Raw genomic sequence first — 17,669 nt, 5'->3', positions numbered from 1 at the left:
TGCGCCTTCTGGCATTCCTGTCAGTTGATGTAAGTCTATTGGGGCAGTAAAACACGGTCAATGATGTGTACAACACCATTCGTAGCTGTAATATCAGGACCAGTTATGTTCGAAGCGATCCCTGAATTTCCTTTACCTGAAACCGTGATACCCGTTGTGCTTGTACCCGCCGTGATCGTTCCCCCCTGGAGGGTCGACAGGCTGGCACCATTCGTAACGAGCGGGCTGTAGGTACGGCTGTTAAGCACGTGATAGGTAAGAATTCCAGTCAAGGCCGTTGACGATGTATTGGCAATAACGGTGGAGTCGATACCTACTGCTTTAAAAGCCGCATCGGTTGGAGCAAACACGGTCAGCGGTCCCGTCCCTGTCAGCGCCCCCCCAATACCAGCTTTCGTCACTGCCGCCAGCAGGAGCTTGAACGAAGCAGCTGGATACAGCAGGGGAATACTCTGAATCGTAACGGCTACATTGCCAAAAACAGGGGGCAGCAGTACCCGGTCAATCGCGTGAATAACGCCATTGCTTGCCTGTCCGTCGGCTTGCAGAACACGGGCACCATTAATCGACACAACCGATGCGGTTCCGGTACCCGACGCAACTTTCGATATATATAGGGGTAAACCTGCCAGCGTCGGCTGGGATGTATTGATCGCCGTAGGTATATCCGACGCAGCCACCCGAGCGCCCAGAACGTGATATTGCAACACCGTTTTCAGTAAATCGACAGGAGCCGCCTTAATGGCGGCAGCATCCACATAGCCAAATGCCTTAAAGGCATCGTCCGTTGGGGCAAATACTGTGTAAGTACCGGGCTGGGCCACTACACCATCGAGTCCGGCACGAATGAGAGCCTCTTTTAATAAGGTGAACCTACTGCCAGTGTTGACGATCTCGCCGATGGTTGGGAACGTAGGTGTGTTTTTATCTACTTCATTACAAGCGGAGAAAGAAACGGCTAAAGAGACCAGTAAGGCGACAAGTAACGATAGTTTCCGTCCTGCGAACGGATTACGATTAGCTAACATGGGTGATTATAGATGGGGGATTTGAGTGGAACGGGTTGTCCGCTTTGCAAACAACAACAATCTACCCGTAATGTTCATTAATATTTACTGACCGTTCCTTAGCGCTCACTAGCCTGATGATTAAACTATTGACAAGCAAACGGGTTAGTCTAAAAATTCTCAGTTTCCCTCATGTCTACCTATCTGACTCTTACTACACTACTTCTGTTGGCAAGTTGCCAAAGCCGTCCTTCAGAACAATCGACCAATGAATCCTCACAGACCCGGCCTGATGAGCAAACAACCACATCAATGGCTCCCGATACCCTTTGTTTTCAACAGGTCATAAACCGCGATACCACCAGCCTACAGTTGGTTATCAACAACAATCTGGCCACGGGGTATCTGGACAACAAGCCCTTCGAAAAAGACCGGGCAGGGGGTGGCTTTCAGGGCACAATCAACAACAACACCATCCAGGCCGACTGGCAGCGTTCGGGTGAGGGCACAACGCAGATTTACCCGCTCGACTTCAAGATGAACGGCGACACTATTTCCTGGTACGAAGGGGAGCGCGTGGAAAAAGCCGGAAAATGGGTCTTGAAAGAGCCGAAGAGTGGCTACCGATACGTACTCATAAAAACCACTTGCCCGTAATTAAACGTCTGACAGCGTTTTTTGGGTTTCAGTCAACTTCTCTCCTACTGGCGGACGGTATTTCTGGAAAGGTATTTTCAGCAGGTTGCCGATGTGCGAATGTTCATTCGGTTCGCCATGCGTATCAATGCCGTAGTGGATAGCTTTGCCCGGCATTTCATGATAAGTGCCGAAAATTCGATCCCAGTAGGGGAAAATATTACCGTAGTTGGTATTGGTCACTGGCAACACATAATGATGATGCACATGGTGCATATTGGGCGTTACAACAAGTAAGCCCAGTAACCGGTCGGCCCAGCGGGGTAACTCGATATTGGCATGGTTGAACTGCGAAAGAACGACAGACAACGCCTGGTATAAGAAAACCAGCCACATAGGTGCCCCCGCAATCAGCACCGCCAGGGTCGTAAAAGCAAACCGAATAACGCTCTCGCCAGGGTGATGACGGTTGGCAGTCGTTGTATCGACGTAGGTATCCGTATGATGAATGAGGTGAAAGCGCCACAGGAAAGTGACCTTATGCTCCGTCCAGTGTGCCAGCCAGGCACCAACCAGATCCAGGACCAGCAACCCAACGATGGTTTCGGCCCAAAGCGGCAAATCGAGCCACGGCAAAAGACCTATTTGATGGTTGACCGCCCAATCGCTGGTTCTGAGCAGAATAAAGGCCAGCACAAAGTTGACAACAATGGTAGTTAGGGTAAAGAACAGGTTGATTCCGGCATGTTGTACTTTCCGATAAGAGAATCGAAACAAAGGCAAGGCACTTTCGATGATCCAAAAAGCAGCAATTCCCCCAACCAAAATCAACGCCCGATGCGACGATGGAATATGTTCAAAATAATTAACTAACCGCTCCATAGTCAGTATCTAGTTTTATGTTGTTATTATACAAATCTACAACGAAATAGTGCGATTTAATAAGCCTGTCACCTGGCAAAAAATCAGCAAAATTATTCCTTTGTTTGCCAGTCTGCTTTTTCGGTCGTTGGTTTGTGAACCGTAAGGAGCATCCACAGGACTGCTCCCCATCGGCTAACCACTCATTGACAAGACTACCCAACGAATGCCCCAACCCAAACACGCCCGCGATTCCATTACGGTAATGACCGAGATGGTACTTCCCAACGATACCAATACCCTCAACAATCTGATGGGTGGGCGACTGCTTCACTTCATGGATATTGCCGCAGCCATTGCGGCTCAAAAACACTCCAACCGCATTGTTGTGACGGCCTCGGTCGACAATGTCTCTTTTTCTGAGCCCATCCGGCTGGGTAACATCGTTACCATGAAAGCCCAGGTAACCCGTGCGTTCAGTTCTTCGATGGAGGTGTTTATTGAAGTGTGGGCCGAAGATATTCCGGCCGGTATCCGGGTCAGCACAAACAGCGCTTATTATACGTTCGTTGCAGTCGATCAAAGCGGCAGGCCCATTGAAGTACCCGCCGTTATTCCCGAAACCGACGATGAAAAAGACCGCTACGCCAGTGCTCTGCGCCGACGACAACTGCGTCTCGTATTAGCCGGACGCATGAATGCACAGGACGCTACGGAACTGAGGGAGTTTTTGAAAGTTTAAACCGCACGGGCGGCCCGTGCGGTTCTGACTATTTCATCTGCGTAATGGCCTGGTATACCAGTACCTTGAATTTATCGGTCAGATCACCGAAGCTGTTGGGTGTTTTCTGGGTATAAATCTGCGCAACAATGCCTTCTTTGGGATCTGCCCAATAGGTTGTTCCAAAATAGCCGCCCCATTCGAATGTGCCTTCGGAAACAGGTAACCGGGATGCACCTTTGTTCGACGTAATGGAGAAACCCAGACCAAATTTAAAGTCCCCCCCACCCAAGTCGCCAATTTGATTGGTTGTAATCAGTCGCACCGTTGTTGGGCTCAGGAAACGCTTACCGCCATACTCGCCCCCATTCAGCATCATTTGCAGGAAAATAGCGTAATCGTACATGGTCGACGATAAACCGGCCCCACCCGAGTAAAACGTACCCGCCTGTTTTGGGTAGTCGCCCGATAGACCATTGAGGACTGCTATTGGCTTTACAGATTTCACCGAATCCTCGGTAAAGACCATCGTTAAGCGGCCCTTTTTAGACTCGGGCAGATAAAAGTAAGTGTCATTCATTCCTAGCGGATCAAATAGTCGGGTACGAAGAAACTGGTCGAGTGACTGACCGGAGAGTACTTCGATCAGGTAACCAACCACATCGACACTCAACCCATAGGTGAATTTTTCGCCGGGTTGATGCAGCAATGGCAAAGTACCCAGCCGGTTCATCGCGTCGGCCAGACTGCCACCAGGGGTGCCAATTCCACTGGGTATTTTGTTTTTAGCATAGATGGCAACCGCTTCTTTTGAGCCAATAACCGGGTAGCCGATACCTGACGTGTGGGTGAGCAATTGCCGGATCGTGATTTCACGCTTTGCTGGAACAGTGGTAAACGACGAGTCTTTTTCGTTGAACTTGTCCAATACCTTTGGATTTTTGAAGGCTGGTATATACTTCGAAATAGGGTCGTCGAGCAGGAATTTTCCTTCTTCGAACAACAGCATCAGGCCAATGCTGGCAATGGCTTTCGTTTGCGACGCAATCCGAAAAATGGCGTCCCGCTTTAGGGGCGCTTTTGTCTGAATGTTATCGAGACCGTACGCTTTGTAGTACACAATTCGGCCGTTTCGCGAAACCATCACCCCAACCCCCGCTTGTCGGCCTTTGGCAATGTAGTCGTTGATTACCGCATCCATGCGCTGAAGCCGGGCGGTACTCATCCCAACCGTTTCAGCTGCGGCTTCTTTCAGAACAGTTCCAGATTGAACTGTCTGGGCCATGGAGGTCTGCACAGCGGCAGCCATAAAAAAACCGGCCATCAGGCCGGTCATAGTAATTAGTTTCATACAAACCGGAAGTTGTTAGGAATCCGGGCTAATGTAGTTATTTTTTTACACCCATTATTGATTCAGCCCGGCTGATTACGGTACCCCCCTGAAGCGTTTCCGTGGTTGTAGACATCGCAAACTGATTTTTATCGAATACCCCGGTAGCACTGTATTGCCCGGTAAAGGTTGTGCCCTGAACGTATATTTGATCCTGGGTGCGATCAATTACGTTGAAACTGGTGCCGGTCAGTTCAGCCGTTACCTGATACGGTCGAGTGCCTTTAATATCAATGTAAATCTCTTTATTATTTGAACTCTTGGTAACAGTTATGGTCGTTGTACCTGTTTCAGGTTTTAACTCGGCACCACCAAACCGAATCACACTTTGGTACCCTCCCTCATACGTACCAATGTATTGATCGCGGGGGTCAACATCATCGGCCCCTCCCGATTTTTTACAGGCTGTGGTAAGCGAGCTAATAATGGTTAAAACCAAAATAATATTTCGAAAAGATCGAACGGCATAAGGAGTAGCCATGAGTTTGAATAAGTTGTGTTATGGGTTGTGTTCAGGCGTTATCTATACAAACGTCATGCCGTGTTTCGAGCGTATAGGGCAGCTTGAGAAGGCCAAAGTTAACAGGATCAGGAAATACCAGTCAACCGGCGTAGTCAGAGGCCATCTATCAAAAAAGCCCCGGCAAGTAGCTTACCAGGGCTTTTGAAGAAAGATAACAGACTAAAAACGATGTTTAAACGCGTTTATTGTGTGCCATGAAACAGATCGTACTTTATTTTTCATTTTTAATTTGCTTTACATTAGCACACATCCAACAGACTTGTTGAGAGCCCATGCGGGGGGTTTACGTAAGCAAGCCGATATGGATAAACATAACTCAACATACCCGAGAGCAATCAGCTTCCGTTATCTATATAATAACAAACACATTAATTAAAATACATAAGTTTACCAGCGAATAGAAGCCGTTTCCAAGCGGCTTTTGCCTACACGATTAACCATTGTCATGAAAAGACCACTGCTCCTGTTTTTTATTGTTACCACCCTGTTTTTACGCAATTCTGTGGCGCAAACCACACAAGACAGGGCTACGGCTAAAACTTCTTTTTCCAACCCCCTGCCAATCCAGTTTGGTGACCCTTATATTTTACATACAAAGGATATGTATTATATGTATGGCACAGGCGGAGGAGCGGACAAGGGATTTTCGGCTTATTCGTCAAAAGACATGGTGACCTGGAAAGCGGAAGGGCAGGTTTATTTCCATAACAACAAAAACGGATGGAGCGACCCTAAAGCAGGTTGGGGCGGTGCCTACTGGGCACCGGAGGTGTATGAAGTAAAGGGGAAGTTCTATCTGTTTTACAGTGCTCAATGGAAGGTGAACCCGACCAAAGAACTGGAAAATTTCCGGATTGGGGTAGCCGTCTCGGACAAACCCACCGGCCCTTTTGTCGACCTGGCCAGCAAACCCGTTTTTGACCCTGGTTATCCCGTTATTGATGCCAACGTATTCTTCGATACTAACGGAAAAGCCTATTTGTATTTTTCGCGTTGCTGTTATAAACACCCGGTCAAAAGTGAAGTGGCCGATCTGGCCAAAAAGAACGGCTGGTTCAACGAGATCGAGGAAAGCTGGGTGTATGGTGTCGAACTCAAACCCGACTTTTCCGGCGTCATCGGCCAACCGGTGCTGGTGTTGCGGCCACCCGTTCGCCTGAGCGACAAACAGGCGGAGTGGGAGAGCCGTTCCGTAACCGCCCGCGAAGTAAACCGCCGTTGGACAGAAGGCTCGGTTACGTTCAAAAAAGACAACCTGTATTACATTATGTATTCGGCCAATCATTTCGGTGGCCAGAATTATGCCATTGGATACGCCACGGCGACCTCGCCGTTGGGTCCGTTCAAGAAAGCAGCCAACAACCCGATTTTACAGAAAAATACCGATAAAGGCGGCTCGGTAACGGGTACGGGGCACAACAGCGTAACGTACTCGCCGGATGGCAAAGAAATGTTCTGCGTCTACCACGCCAGAACCGCCAAAACCGGCGATGAACGGGTTGTTTGCATTGACCGGATGCAGGTAAAAAACGGAATCATAACGATCGCCGGTCCTACCACTACACCGCAGAAACTCCCTTCGGCTGGGGTTAACGTGAGTGGTCAGGGCAAAGGTGAGTAGTGCATTTATGTAGATTGAGGAGGGGTTTCAAGCGCCATATATTGAATGTATAGCGCTTGAAACCCTTGCCCGTTCTGAAAATCGGAGCCTGTTAAATCTGCGAAAAAGCCGTTGGAATCAGAAAGGTCCGGTGAATGTTCGAGATGATTTTGGCATCTGCGTACTCAGGCATGGAGCTTATCTTTTTCCACTCGGGATCACCGCCAAAGGCTTTCCAGTTCTGATCATGCTCATTCATGTCATCGAACGTCAGCATATACGTCAGGTTGGGGCGCATTGGCCCAATCAGCGTTTCTCCGAAGAATACCGGGGTAAGGCCTACCCGCTTAAAAATGGCAATCTCACCGGCCTGATTGAACATTTCTATCTTCTTTTTCCCGGCCGTTTCGTTGGGACTTTCATACCGACGCAGCTCAAAGATACGCGCCTTCTTTTCGGGCAGTTCCAACCTGGGCATGTTCGAAAAGGCTTTCAAGAGCGAACTCTCAATGCGCTCGTAGGCGGGCAAGGTGGCCTCGGCGTTCAGGTATTCGGCCCCGGCTTGTTGGTAGGCGCTATCGCTGGCTAACTGATCGGAAATCTTGAGGTAGGCATCTAAAGACGTAAAGGGTATCAGTACAAACAGTTTGGTAAATCCCTGAGAAAGGTATTCCGTAAAAACGCCCACATTCTTGCTACCCAGCCGATTGTAAGCAGGAATAGCGGCCTGCTGAAAGTAATTCTGGACTATTTTGAGTTGCCGACCGTTTTTTAACGTGTACGTCCTTAGTTCATAAAACTCCGGGGCAGCGTTCTGCTGCGTATCCGTAGCGGCTGTCGCCTGATTGATTGGCGCTAGAACACTCGCCACCGAAGTAGTAAGAAGAGAAGCTTTCACGAACTGACGTCTTTTCATAAACAATGCTTTTTTCGGTATGTATCCGGTAGAAATTAACTTTTAGTCATTTGTCAAAGTACGCAGACCGTTTGTTCTACCATACCGCAACCAACAACATTTTCCGGCAAATCGCTTTCCCTGCAAACCAAACGGTGCTGGCAGAATGACTTCAGGTCATTCTGCCAGCACCGTTCTTCTACTACTTTACTTACTTCTTATTGCGGCTCATCGCCGAATTTCTCGTTGCGGCCCGTTTTGTCCGTATCGCCCGTTAGTGCGCCTTTCGCCATCTCGAACAATTTAACCATTTTACCCCCCGGCCGATCCCAGTATTCACCGGCATGAGTTGTCACTTTGAGCAGCGTAACCTCTGGATCATCTTTGCCATTGGGAAACCATGTTTTCAGGAAATCGCTCCACAGTTGGTCAATTTTGGCTTTGTCTTTCACCACCTCTGCATACCCCGAAGTAGAGACATATACTTCAGAGTCGGGGTTCGAAAAACCCAGTGCAATACGCTCGTTCTGGCGGATTTCACTGACCTTGTTTGAGTTTTCATAGGTAAAGAACCACATGGTGCCATCGGGATCGATCTCGTGCATCGCCATGGGCCGGGTATGAAAATCGCCGTCCGGCTCCTGTGTGGTCAGCATGGCAATACGAATGTCCTTGACTTTGTCTTTAAGCTTATCCAGTTCAATTGGATTCAGGGTGCGTTGAGCTTGCATGAGATTATTGGGTTTGTTACCCAGCTAAAATCATATGTTTCACTATAGGGTTTATAGAATTTTAGATTATTCAGGAAAGTTGAGTGAATGGCCTGACGAAAACGATCATCACATGTCCGGAAGTAAAACTGCACATTTTACAAGCTGTTAAACAACTGGTTTATCCTTTTTGACAGTCTTTTCACAGTCAGTCTTTTACCCTGGTCTTTTAAAAATTCCCACCTCCCCGTTGCCTGTTCCCCGCCAGTTTGTTCTATTTTTACAGACGAACGAAATCCTGAAAATCAATAAAATCAGGTGAATCCCGGTTCAGACAGTTCAGACACTATGCAATTCTCTCATCTTCACTGCCATACTCAATACTCACTGCTCGATGGCCAGGCCGACATTAAGAAGCTGATCAAGAAGGCTAAAGCCGACAATATGCCGGCCGTTGCCATCACCGATCACGGCAATATGTTCGGGGTGTTCGAGTTCGTAGCCGAAGCCAGCAAACAGGGCATCAAGCCCATTGTTGGCTGCGAGTTCTATGTCGTGGAAGATCACCACAAGAAACAGTTTACCAAAGAGCAAAAAGACGTTCGGTACCACCAGCTGTTGCTGGCAAAGAACGCGCAGGGGTACAAAAACCTGGCAAAACTTTGCTCACTGGGCTATATGGAGGGGTTATATGGCAAGTATCCCCGCGTTACGAAAGCACTGATCGACCAGTACAAAGAAGGACTGATTGCGTCTACCTGCTGCATTGGTGCATCGGTACCCAAAACGATTCTCAAAAAAGGCGAGGAAGCCGGTGAGATCGAGTTCAAATGGTGGCTCGACCGCTTCGGCGAAGATTATTACGTTGAGTTGCAGCGCCACGAAATTCCCGACCAGATCAAAGCCAACGAGGTTCTGATCAAGTTCGCCCGGAAGTACAACGTGAAGATCATTGCCTCCAACGATTCGCACTATGTCGATCAGGACGACTGGGTTGCCCACGACATTCTGCTGTGCGTAAACACCAACGAAAAGCAAAGCACACCGTCGATGAAGGATTTCAGCGACGACGATGTGATGCCCAAAAATACCCGCTTCGCCTTCTTCAGCGACCAGTTCTATTTCAAGAACACGCAGGAGATGACGACGCTGTTCAAAGACCTGCCCGAAGCCATTGATAACACCAATGAGATTGTCGGCAAGGTCGAAACGCTGAAGCTGAAGCGGGACATCATGCTGCCCAACTTCCCGATTCCGAAGGAATTCCAGCAGCATACCGACGACGTTCTGAACCAGTGGGAGTATCTGCGCCACCTGACCTACGAAGGAGCCAAAGAGCGCTACGTCGATATTCTGCCGCACATTCAGGAACGCCTTGATTTTGAGCTGTTCACGATCAGGACAATGGGATTTGCCGGGTACTTCCTAATCGTGGCCGACTTCATTAAAGCCGGTCGCGATCTGGGCGTTATGATCGGGCCGGGTCGTGGTTCGGCTGCGGGTAGTGCGGTGGCGTATTGTACCGGTATCACCAACATCGACCCCATCAAGTACGACCTGCTGTTCGAGCGATTCCTGAACCCCGACCGGAAGTCGATGCCCGATATCGATACGGACTTCGACGATGAAGGCCGTCAGAAGGTAATCGACTATGTTGTTCAGAAGTATGGTAAGTCGCAGGTGGCACAGATTGTTACCTACGGTACCATGGCCTCGAAATCGTCCATTAAAGACGTAGCGCGGGTAATGGACTTACCCTTGCAGGATGCCAACGCCGTCGTGAAACTCGTGCCCGACAAGCCGACCTACAACATGACCCTCAAGCGGATTTTTGAAGACCCGCTGGAGGGGCCGGGCGGTCTGTCGAACGTTATCCAGCCCGAAGAACTGGATAACGTGAAACGCATGAGAGCCCTGGAAGCGGGCGATCGAAGCGCGGCACAGGCCATGCGAATTGTCGACTACGAAAAGGTATCGGCGGTACTCAAACAGGCCCGTAAACTCGAAGGCACGGTACGGAACACAGGACTTCACGCGGCCGGAATCATCATTGCTCCCAGCGATTTGTCGGACATTGTGCCGGTATCGACCTCAAAAGATACGAACCTCATCATTACCCAGTATGAGGGTAAAGTGATTGAAGATGCGGGCGTTATTAAGATGGACTTTCTGGGGTTGCGCAACCTTACCATCATCAAGGAATGTCTGCGTCTCATCAAGCAGAACCACGACATTACCATTGCCATTGATGACATTCCGCTGGACGACGAAGAGACGTACAAACTCTTCCAGCGGGGCGAAACCAACGCCGTGTTCCAGTTTGAATCCGACGGCATGAAAAAGCACATGAAGGACCTGAAGCCCGACCGCTTTGGTGACCTCATTGCCATGAACGCCCTCTATCGTCCGGGTCCGATTGCCTACATTCCGAACTACATTAACCGGAAACACGGCCGCGAAGAAGTCAAGTACGACATGCCGGAAATGGAGGAGTATCTGTCTGATACCTACGGCATTACGGTATATCAGGAGCAGTTGATGCTGCTGTCGCAGAAGCTCGGCAACTTTACCAAAGGCGACGCCGACGTACTGCGGAAGGCGATGGGTAAGAAAGACAAAGCCACGCTCGACAAAATGAAGGGTAAGTTCATGGACGGCTGTGCTGCCAATAACCTGCCCCTGAAAGTCTGCGAGAAAGTCTGGACCGACTGGGAAGCCTTTGCCTCGTACGCCTTTAACAAATCGCACTCGACCTGCTACGCCTTCGTCGCCTATCAGACGGCTTACCTCAAAGCGCATTATCGCTCGGAGTATATGGCAGCGGTACTCACAAGCTGTCTGGGCACGATCGACAAGATTACATTCTTCATGGAAGAGTGTAAGAACATAAACATTCCCGTTCTTGGTCCGGATGTAAACGAATCCGAACGGTTCTTCGGCGTTAACAAAAAAGGGGAAATCCGCTTTGGGCTGGGCGGTATCAAAGGCGCGGGCGACGCGGCCGTTGAAGCCATTATTGAGGAGCGAAAAGCGGGCGGGCCCTTTAAAGATATCTTCGATTTCGCCATTCGCGTTAACCTACGGACGGTGAACAAGAAGACGTGGGAATCGCTGGCGTATGCCGGTGCATTCGATAGCATCGACGAGTACCACCGGGCGCAGTATTTCGAGATGGGCGAGGGCGACACCTCGCCGTTTCTGGACAAGATTATCCGCTACGCCAACAACTACCACGCCGAGAAAGCAGCCGCTCAGCAATCGCTGTTTGGTGCCATGATGAACGGCGAACCCATGCTGGCCCGACCCAAGGCCCCAATCGTGGAAGAATGGAACCAGATACAGAAGCTGAAATTTGAGAAAGACGTTGTCGGCTTTTACATCACGGGCCACCCTCTTGATGAGTTCAAACTTGAAATGGACGGGTTCTGCAACTGTACACTGGCCAATATTTTCGAGACGAAACAGCCTGAAATTAAGGTGGGGGGCATCGTTTCGGCTGTACAGATGCGGGTAACCAAGAGCGGCAATCCATTTTGCATCTTTAAGGTTGAGGATTATAACTCCTCGCTGGAAATGGCCCTTTTTGGAGACGACTACATCCGGCTGGTGCAGTATATTGAGGTTGGCCGCTTCCTGCATATTACCGGCAAAACGCAGAACAAATGGGGCTCCGAGCAACTGGAGTTCAAGCCCACGAGCATCCGGTTACTAAATGAAATGCGGGAGAAATTCTGCAAAGAGCTACGCGTCTCGCTGACCCTCGACGCCGTAACTGCTCAGCTTATTGCCAAACTCAACGAGCTTGTTAGTGCTCATCCGGGCAGTTGTACACTTTCGCTCAACGTAGTCGACCCGAGTGAACGCATCGAAATCAGCTTACAGGCACGAACGCTGAAAGTATCGCCTGCCAATACCTTGCTTCGATCATTGGAGGCCATGGACGGCGTGACGTGTAAGGTGGCGTAAACCTGTATGAATTGTTCAAAACTCACCTACAAACTTCATGCAGTTGAACAAATGTTCAAGCGGAACATCACTCAACTTGAAGTAATAGAAGTTATTAAATCGGGCGAAACGATTGCAGACTATCAGGATGACAAACCTTATCCAAGTATTCTACGTTTGGCCTTCGTAGATGGCCGCCCTATTCACATTGTGATTGCTCAGGACGACCTAGGTGAATGTTTTGTTATAACAGCTTACGAACCAAGTGTTTTCCTTTGGGAAGCAGACTTTAAAACAAAAAAACGATGATCTGTCTAACATGCAAAGTTGGCACACCGGAGCCGGGGTTAACAACCGTTACCTTAGAGCGCAATGGAGCTATTATCGTTTTCAAAGACGTTCCGGCCCGTATATGTACGAATTGCGGTGAAAAATATTTTGACGATGCAATTACAAGTCGATTGCTCACGCAGGCGCAGGAAGCCGTTGAGAAAGGGGCCGAATTGGAGGTTGTTCGTTTACAAGCTGCTTAAGTGCACTTCCTGATGCCTTGCTTCGATCATTGGAGGCCATGGACGGCGTGACGTGTAAGGTGGCGTAAAAGTCGGAACTAAACGGCGGGAAAACGGTTTATGCTCATGAAACAAGTTCAACAAATAAACTCATTTCAGTCATGGCAGCAGGAACACATGCCGTAGAAGCAACCGACGCGAACTTCAACGATCTTATAAATTCTGATAAACCTGTTTTAGTAGATTTCTGGGCCGAATGGTGCGGTCCCTGTAAAATGATCGGGCCAGTTGTTGAGCAACTTGCCGGTGAATACGAAGGGAAAGCCGTAGTAGCGAAAATGGACGTTGATCAGAACTCCCAGGTTCCCGCTAAATTTGGTATCCGCAGCATCCCGACGCTGATGATTTTCAAGAACGGTCAGTTAGTTGATAAAGTAATTGGCGCCGTTCCCAAAAACGTACTGGAGCAAAAACTTCAGGGCGCTATGGAACCCGCAACGATCTAACTTTTTAGGTTTTCAATCAAAAAGGCCCGTTCGACTAGTCGAACGGGCCTTTTTGATTGAAAGTGGAGTAAGTAAAATGAATGGAGCACGTGAAAGTCAGTCCACACTACACTCATTTAACTTACTCCACTTATCCTCCTTTTTATACTAACATCCGCATCGGATCTTCGAGCAGTTGCTTGAACGTTTGCAGGAAAGCCGAACCCGTTGCGCCATCCACTACGCGGTGGTCGCAGGACAGGGTTACTTTCATGACATTCGTTGGTTTAGCCACCTCACCCTCAAACTTCACCGTCTGCTTAATGGCACCAACCGCCAGAATGCACGAATCGGGTGGGTTGATAATGGCCGTAAACTCGTCGATACCAAACATACCGAGGTTGGAAATCGAGAACGTGCTGCCTTCCCAGTCTTTCGGCTGAAGTTTTTTGTCTTTAGCTTTTCCGGCCAGTTCTTTCACTTCACCCGAAATAGTCGATAGGGTTTTCTGGTCGGCATTGCGAACGACCGGTACCAGCAAGCCTTCATCGACCGCTACGGCGACACCGATGTTCACGTACTTGTACTTCCGGATTTTATCGCCCAGCCACGACGAGTTGACGTTGGGGTGTTGTTTCAGTGCCAGAGCAGCCGCTTTGATCACGAAATCATTGAACGATACTTTAACCGGGCTAAGGCCATTTACCGTACCGCGCAGGTCCATTGCCTTGTCCATGTTGATTTCCATGGTTAGGTAGAAGTGCGGAGCCGTAAACAGACTCTCGCTCAAACGACGCGCAATAGTTTTGCGCATCTGGCTAACCGGAACATCTTCATAGTCCCCGGCGGGGGTTGGTGCAGGAGCTGCTGGTGCCGGTGCTGGCGTCGTAGCAGGAGCCGGTGCGGCTGGCTGGGCTACGGGCTGGGCAGCCGGAGCTGTTGGCTGAGCGGCTGGAGCTGCTTTGCCGGGCACAAACGATTCGACATCGCTTTTCACGATACGACCTTCCGGGCCACTGCCCTGCACCTGTGTCAGATTGATGCCTTTTTCTTCGGCAATGCGTTTGGCTAAGGGCGAGGCTTTCACCCGGCCACTCGATTCGACGGCATCCCCTTCGCCACCGGCATACGACAAATCCGTATCGGCATTGGCGGGCAAATCGGCCTGTGGGTTCTGCTGAGCCGTTGTGCTACCGCCTTCGCCGGTGGCTGTCTGCTGACCCGCTGCGGGTGCGCTTGAACCACCGTCGAGCAGTACTTTGAAATTGGCTCCTTTTTCTCCAACAACGGCAATGATCTCATCGACCGCAACAGATGAACCTTCTTTTACGCCAACATACAGCAGTGTTCCTTCCTCATAGGCTTCGAGGTCCATAGTCGCTTTGTCGGTTTCGACTTCGGCCAGTACATCGCCCGACTTCACGGTATCGCCTTCTTTTTTGTGCCACGCCACAATGGTTCCTTCCGTCATGGTATCGCTCATTTTGGGCATCCGGATGATCGACGCGTTTACGTTTTCGGCGGGAGCTGCCGATACGGCCTTTTCATCAGGTAGCTTAGAGGTCGATTCATTGCTGGCGCTGTTGGCTGGCGCAGGAGCCGGATCTGGCTTGGGTGCCGCCGGGGCTGCTTCCTGACTTCCTCCGCTCGATCCGTCGAGTACGGCTTTGTAATCTTCACCATCTGCACCGATAACGGCCAGAACGCCATCTACCGGCACCGATGCCCCTTTTTCAACACCGATGTACAGCAGTGTACCCTCGTCGTATGCTTCGAGGTCCATGGTTGCTTTGTCAGTTTCAACTTCGGCCAGTACGTCGCCGGACTTTACTTTATCGCCCACTTTTTTGTGCCACTCCGCAATGACGCCTTCGGTCATTGTGTCGCTCATTTTGGGCATTCGGATTAATTCAGCCATAAGAAGCTATGTATGTAATCGGGTTATACGAAAGGACTTGCTGGGTCGCCAGCGTGGCGAGCCGGTTGAGGCCCAAAATTAGCGGAAACCAGTCAATATCTATAACAGCAAGCAAAGTATAACCTTTATTGCGGTTATAGATAAACGACTTACAAGGGTATTTCGTTAAGTAACAGCCGCTCTATCGCTTTAGTTACTACTATTTATTAAGTGTTAATTACTCCACCCACAAGACTAATCCTTTCAGATAGCCACCCTCCGGGTGAAACAAACTGACCGGGTGATCGGCGGGTTGGCTCAGATGATGCAGCACCCGCACCTGCCGACCGGCTTCAATGGCCGCTGCTACAATCGTATTGTAGAACAACTCACGGTCCACCACCTGCGAGCAGGAAAACGTAAACAACAGTCCGCCCTTGGCCACCCGCTTAAAGCCTTCCGCATTTAGGCGTTTGTAGCCCTGTACCGCCCGGTGCCGCGCCGACTGGCTTTTGGCAAAGGCCGGTGGATCGAGCACCACGACATCATACTGCTGATCATGATTTTTCAGGTAATGCATGACATCCTCAGCAAAGGCCTGGTGTCGATCATCGCTTTCACCAAAATTGGCGGTTATGTTCTGCTCCGTCAGGTTGATTGCTTTCTGAGATACATCTACCGAATGCACTAAAGTAGCGCCCGCTTTAAGGCCGTATACCGAGAAACCGCCCGAATAACAGAAGGCGTTCAGCACCTTTTTCCCTTCGGCATACTGGGCCAGCAATGCCCGGTTGTCGCGTTGGTCCAAGAAAAAACCTGTTTTCTGACCGGTTATCCAGTCGATCATAAATGTGTTTCCATTTTCCAGCACCGGATGCGGTACGGGCGTACGGCCAAACAGATAGCCGTTGGTTACCGTAGCACCGTATTCATCGGGGAGTGTTTCGGCACTTTTGTCATATACCGCCTTAAGTTCATCACCAAAAACGGCTTTCAGGGCATCGGTAATAACTTCCCGCTCGCGGTGCATACCAATGGAATGCGCCTGTAAAACGATGACGCCATTGTACATGTCCAGAATCAGACCTGTACAGCCATCGCCCTCGCCATGAACAAGCCGATAGCAATTTGTGTCGCCTGTCACAATGGCTTTTCTGACCGTTCGGATGTGCGCTAGCTTTTTCGTCCAGTAGGGCAAATCGGGGGTAACGGGGCCGCCTGCTGTCGCATTGAACGAGAAGATACGTACCGCAATACTGCCATCGTGGTAATGGCCGGTGGCGAGGTAGTTCTTTTTGCTGTCAAATACTTCGACCACATCGCCGTCGTTCAGGTTGCCCTCGTACCGGCTGATGGCTCGTGAAAACACCCAGGGGTGAAATCGCCGGAGAGCCTCATCGCGTCCGGCCTGTAGATATAATTTTGAAAACGTCATTCGTCTTGAAGAAAGACCGTAAAGATACGCTGTTGATATTTGTCATTCTCAAAAGGCCCTGTTAAACCGGGAAAGAGTTAAGCAGTCTAAAATATTATAGGCCATTTTACGAAGAAGCGGCCCATCTTTACGTTTTAAACCTGCAAACTTTTACCAAACATGCAACGACGCAGTTTTCTAAAGCAGTCTGGCCTGTTAACCGCCAGCGCCTTAACTCTCAGCCAAACGAACCTTCTGGCCAACGCACCTGCTAAATTGATTAGCCCATTCGGCGTTCAATTATACAGCGCCCGCGATGTAATGCCCAAAGACCCAAAAGGTGTCATGGCCGAGTTAGCCAAAATGGGCTACAAACAATTTGAGAGTTTCGGCGGGGCACAGGGCTTCCTGTGGGGTATGGAGCCGAAAGAAATGAAGTCGTTCCTCGACGGTCTGGGCGTGAAAATGGTCAGTACCCACTTCAACTTCCGGGGAGATATGGAAAAGCCCGACGGCCTGAAGAAAAGCATCGAAATGGCCCACGGTGCTGGCTTAACTTACTTGCTATGCCCTTACATTGGACCCCAGAAGACCTGGGATGACTGGAAGAAAATTGCGGATATGTTCAATACCGCCGGAGAAGAAGTAAGCAAGGCCGGACTGAAATTCGGTTACCACAACCACGACTATTCGTTCCGCCCCCTCGATGGTAAACTTCCGCAGGAATTCCTGCTGGCCAATACCGATCCTAAGAACGTAATGTTCGAACTGGATTTGTGCTGGATTGATGTGGCAGGGGTAAACACCGCCGATCACCTCAAGAAGTACGGTAAACGCTACGAGCTGTGTCACGTTAAAGATTATACCGTACAGGGCGGCAAGCCGGTACAGAACGATCTGGGCAAAGGCAATGTCGATTTCAAGAAAACGCTGCGTATCGCTATGGACAGCGGCATCAAGTATTTCCTCGTTGAACAGGAAGAATACGCCGAATCGCCAATGGTGAGCCTGAAGAACGACGCTGAGTATATGAAGAAACTGGCCGTGTAAGTCAGAACCGGGATTTATGAGAT

At 49.8% G+C, this 17,669-nt stretch carries 16 protein-coding genes; 8 read left to right on the top strand and 8 right to left on the bottom strand.

The window, feature by feature from the left end; translation table 11 throughout:
* Nucleotides 1-35: 35 nt before the first annotated feature.
* Nucleotides 36-1,028 (bottom strand): fasciclin domain-containing protein, encoded by a 993-nt coding sequence (locus CRO74_RS01600; RefSeq protein WP_097124257.1) that lies wholly within the window; start codon nucleotides 1,026-1,028, stop codon nucleotides 36-38.
* Between the two features lie 171 nt (nucleotides 1,029-1,199).
* Here CRO74_RS01600 and CRO74_RS01595 point away from each other — a divergent pair, with 171 nt between their 5' ends.
* The gene (locus tag CRO74_RS01595; RefSeq protein ID WP_097124256.1) at nucleotides 1,200-1,664 is read left to right on the top strand and encodes a hypothetical protein; all 465 of its coding nucleotides are present in this window, start codon (nucleotides 1,200-1,202) and stop codon (nucleotides 1,662-1,664) included.
* On the opposite strand, the gene CRO74_RS01590 is transcribed toward CRO74_RS01595, so the two are convergent.
* On the bottom strand, nucleotides 1,665-2,525 hold the full coding sequence (locus CRO74_RS01590; RefSeq protein WP_097124255.1) for a sterol desaturase family protein: 861 nt from the start codon (nucleotides 2,523-2,525) through the stop codon (nucleotides 1,665-1,667). It abuts the gene before it with no gap.
* A 205-nt stretch (nucleotides 2,526-2,730) separates the two neighbouring features.
* Between CRO74_RS01590 and CRO74_RS01585 the strand changes: the two genes are divergently transcribed.
* Nucleotides 2,731-3,246 carry an acyl-CoA thioesterase gene (locus CRO74_RS01585; RefSeq protein ID WP_097124254.1) on the top strand — a complete coding sequence of 172 codons (516 nt, stop codon included), beginning with the start codon at nucleotides 2,731-2,733 and terminating at the stop codon, nucleotides 3,244-3,246.
* A 28-nt stretch (nucleotides 3,247-3,274) separates the two neighbouring features.
* Here the strand turns inward: CRO74_RS01585 and CRO74_RS01580 are convergent, their stop codons facing one another.
* On the bottom strand, nucleotides 3,275-4,576 hold the full coding sequence (locus CRO74_RS01580) for a serine hydrolase domain-containing protein (protein WP_097124253.1): 1,302 nt from the start codon (nucleotides 4,574-4,576) through the stop codon (nucleotides 3,275-3,277).
* Nucleotides 4,577-4,613: 37 nt separating this feature from the next.
* Nucleotides 4,614-5,096: a hypothetical protein gene (locus CRO74_RS01575; RefSeq protein WP_097124252.1), complete on the bottom strand. Its 483-nt coding sequence runs from the start codon at nucleotides 5,094-5,096 to the stop codon at nucleotides 4,614-4,616.
* A gap of 487 nt (nucleotides 5,097-5,583) precedes the next feature.
* Here CRO74_RS01575 and CRO74_RS01570 point away from each other — a divergent pair, with 487 nt between their 5' ends.
* Complete coding sequence (locus CRO74_RS01570) at nucleotides 5,584-6,759, top strand: glycoside hydrolase family 43 protein (RefSeq protein ID WP_097124251.1); 1,176 nt, start codon at nucleotides 5,584-5,586, stop codon at nucleotides 6,757-6,759.
* A gap of 91 nt (nucleotides 6,760-6,850) precedes the next feature.
* Here CRO74_RS01570 and CRO74_RS01565 read toward each other — a convergent pair whose 3' ends face one another.
* Both CRO74_RS01565 and CRO74_RS01560 read right to left on the bottom strand, forming a co-directional pair.
* Nucleotides 6,851-7,654: an NIPSNAP family protein gene (locus tag CRO74_RS01565; protein ID WP_097124250.1), complete on the bottom strand. Its 804-nt coding sequence runs from the start codon at nucleotides 7,652-7,654 to the stop codon at nucleotides 6,851-6,853.
* Nucleotides 7,655-7,851: 197 nt separating this feature from the next.
* Entirely contained in the window at nucleotides 7,852-8,364 is a 513-nt protein-coding gene (locus CRO74_RS01560; protein WP_097124249.1) for a pyridoxamine 5'-phosphate oxidase family protein, read from the bottom strand.
* A 327-nt stretch (nucleotides 8,365-8,691) separates the two neighbouring features.
* Between CRO74_RS01560 and dnaE the strand changes: the two genes are divergently transcribed.
* From dnaE to trxA, 4 genes are all read left to right on the top strand, one after another.
* A complete protein-coding gene (dnaE, locus tag CRO74_RS01555; protein ID WP_097124248.1) occupies nucleotides 8,692-12,309 on the top strand; it encodes a DNA polymerase III subunit alpha in 3,618 nt (1,205 codons plus the stop codon).
* 6 nt (nucleotides 12,310-12,315) lie between these two features.
* Entirely contained in the window at nucleotides 12,316-12,597 is a 282-nt protein-coding gene (locus tag CRO74_RS01550; RefSeq protein WP_097124247.1) for a DUF4258 domain-containing protein, read from the top strand.
* Nucleotides 12,594-12,821, top strand: coding sequence for a type II toxin-antitoxin system MqsA family antitoxin (locus CRO74_RS01545; RefSeq protein WP_097124246.1), 228 nt, complete (start codon nucleotides 12,594-12,596; stop codon nucleotides 12,819-12,821). The genes CRO74_RS01550 and CRO74_RS01545 overlap by 4 nt, the downstream gene beginning before the upstream one ends.
* A gap of 140 nt (nucleotides 12,822-12,961) precedes the next feature.
* The gene (gene trxA / locus CRO74_RS01540; protein ID WP_012925146.1) at nucleotides 12,962-13,306 is read left to right on the top strand and encodes a thioredoxin; all 345 of its coding nucleotides are present in this window, start codon (nucleotides 12,962-12,964) and stop codon (nucleotides 13,304-13,306) included.
* Between the two features lie 142 nt (nucleotides 13,307-13,448).
* On the opposite strand, the gene CRO74_RS01535 is transcribed toward trxA, so the two are convergent.
* Entirely contained in the window at nucleotides 13,449-15,203 is a 1,755-nt protein-coding gene (locus tag CRO74_RS01535; protein WP_097124245.1) for a pyruvate dehydrogenase complex dihydrolipoamide acetyltransferase, read from the bottom strand.
* A 217-nt stretch (nucleotides 15,204-15,420) separates the two neighbouring features.
* Nucleotides 15,421-16,617: a class I SAM-dependent rRNA methyltransferase gene (locus CRO74_RS01530; protein ID WP_097124244.1), complete on the bottom strand. Its 1,197-nt coding sequence runs from the start codon at nucleotides 16,615-16,617 to the stop codon at nucleotides 15,421-15,423.
* 159 nt (nucleotides 16,618-16,776) lie between these two features.
* On the opposite strand from CRO74_RS01530, the gene CRO74_RS01525 reads away from it, so the two are divergent.
* Nucleotides 16,777-17,646 (top strand): sugar phosphate isomerase/epimerase family protein, encoded by an 870-nt coding sequence (locus CRO74_RS01525; RefSeq protein ID WP_097124243.1) that lies wholly within the window; start codon nucleotides 16,777-16,779, stop codon nucleotides 17,644-17,646.
* Nucleotides 17,647-17,669: the final 23 nt, after the last annotated feature.

The sequence above is a fragment of the Spirosoma fluviale genome (assembly GCF_900230225.1).
GTDB lineage: Bacteria > Bacteroidota > Bacteroidia > Cytophagales > Spirosomataceae > Spirosoma > Spirosoma fluviale.
Note: the sequence above shows the minus strand (reverse complement) of the source record. Positions and strands in the feature narration are given on the sequence as shown.